The organism is Bacillus benzoevorans (assembly GCF_014207535.1).
GTDB lineage: Bacteria > Bacillota > Bacilli > Bacillales > Cytobacillaceae > Bacillus_BD > Bacillus_BD benzoevorans.
In genome coordinates, this window is the sequence record NZ_JACHGK010000049.1 from 1 (window position 1) to 2,056 (window position 2,056).

The 2,056-nt window shown below is 43.2% G+C and carries 1 protein-coding gene; it reads left to right on the forward strand.

Annotated features, from left to right (window positions below; translation table 11 throughout):
- The first annotated feature begins 651 nt into the window (after window positions 1-651).
- Window positions 652-1,977, forward strand: coding sequence for a group II intron reverse transcriptase/maturase (gene ltrA, locus HNR53_RS23035; RefSeq protein WP_184530527.1), 1,326 nt, complete (start codon window positions 652-654; stop codon window positions 1,975-1,977).
- The last annotated feature ends 79 nt before the right edge of the window (window positions 1,978-2,056 follow it).

Here is a 2,056-nt window from a genome sequence, read left to right on the forward strand (position 1 = left end):
CTTTGTGCGCTTGGCAGCGCATCGGACTAACGGGTGAAAGTCCCGAACACGCCGCAGTGGCGGAAGTGTATAGCTGACAGGTAGTGCATTGCCGTGAGGAATTGTGCGGAGGACCTGAAGGCAAAACCTGGAACAGGCGACAATCTAACCGTGTTGGCTGGCAGAGTCGGATAACCCTGCAAAGGAAGGGAGTGTCCAAAGCCACAAGAGGGCTCTGTTAGTTAGGAGGACTGGATTCAGGGGAAAGCCCGATGACGTGACCCAAGGAGGTCTCATCGTTTCCGAAATACGGTAACCCTTATTCAAGTCTGCGATGGATGAGATAAGATTATGAATGGTGAGAAGTCAGAGCAGGGGATAGTAGTGAAGAAGCTTACCGGAAAGGTCGCAAAGGTAAGTGACTTAATACAAGTTATTAAGAGGAGCCTTAACCCAAAAGGTAGGGACTCTGTGCGAAGCCCGTCTGTCCATGGAAGAAGAACTGAGTTATCTTAGAATACGTCATGTCCATACAGAAACCGAGAGGACAAATCCAGAGAATCGGGGTCGAACAGAAGGGTAGACCGTATGGGGGTGTATTACTTTATGAATCTGTTGATATTGCCGAAGTTGGGCTAGTCAATCATCAGACTGAAAGGAAAGAAACGGAACATGAACGGAAAAGAAGACAAACAAGGTTTTCGTGAGGGAGTGAAGACCCCACAAAAGAGAAAGTGGTATAGTCTCATAGATAAAATATGGGCAATGCCAAACATGGAGGAAGCCTTTAAAGAGGTTAAAAAGAATCGTGGAGCCGCAGGTGTAGATGGAGTAACAATTAAGGCTTTTGAATTTGGTGTGGAGGATAATGTACAAATCCTTCAACGTGAATTACGAGAAAAGACATACAAGCCTAGACCAGTGAAACGTGTATACATCCCAAAGGCAGATGGTTCAAAAAGACCTCTGGGGATCCCAACTGTGAGAGACCGAGTTGTGCAGGCTTCTGTACGAAGAATAATAGAACCAATATTTGAAGCTAAATTTCTTGATTGTAGTTTTGGTTTTCGACCGAATCGAAGTGCACACATGGCATTGGAGAAAATCCGAAAGGATTTATGGGATGGGTATGTATATGTAATTGATGCAGACCTAAAATCATACTTTGATACAATTCCTCACGACAAACTTATGTCGTTGGTTAGGGAAGAAATAGTGGATGGAAGTGTCATTGGATTACTTGAAAGTTTCCTCCAAGCAGGAATTATGGAGGGTGGAAGTTTTCATTTAAATGAAAAAGGCACTCCGCAGGGCGGTGTCATCAGTCCGTTGCTTGCGAACATATATTTGCATCCGTTGGATGAACTTATGATGGAGAGAGGGCATCGCATTACAAGGTATGCGGATGACTTTGTTATCTGTTGTAAATCACAAAAAGGTGCGGAAAGAGTACTTAAATCAGTTACTCGATTTCTTGAACAAAAACTCGGGTTAACCGTACATCCAGAGAAGACTAAGATTGTTAATAATATGGAAGAATCCTTTGTTTTCCTAGGATATGAATTTAAACAAGGTTATTGGGTTCAGCCATCTGAAAAGTCGATAAAGAAATTTAAGAGTAAAGTTAAGGAAATTACAAAGCGAAATCAAACAGTAAACATTGAGAAATTGATTAAGGAGGAACTCAACCCATATTTGCGTGGTTGGGGTAATTACTTCGGTCACTGGCATACCAAGACACTATTTACGAAGTTTGACCAGTGGATTCGGCGGAGGCTAAGGTCAGTACAATTGAGAAGTTGGCGAAAGATAAGAAAACTGCATAGAGAACTACGAAGGAGAAAGTGGAAAGGAGAACTTCCACGTGTGCGCATGTATGCTTGGAGAAGTTCAATGTCTACCCCAGTGCATGTAGCACTTCCAAATGAATGGTTTAAAGAAATTGGTCTCGTATCTTTAGTGGATATTTACAATGAACATCATCCCCAACGGGGATAATCATGGAGGAGCCGTATGCGATGACCCGCACGTACGGATCTGTGAGAGGCGCATGAGTAACTCATGCGCCTACTCTATT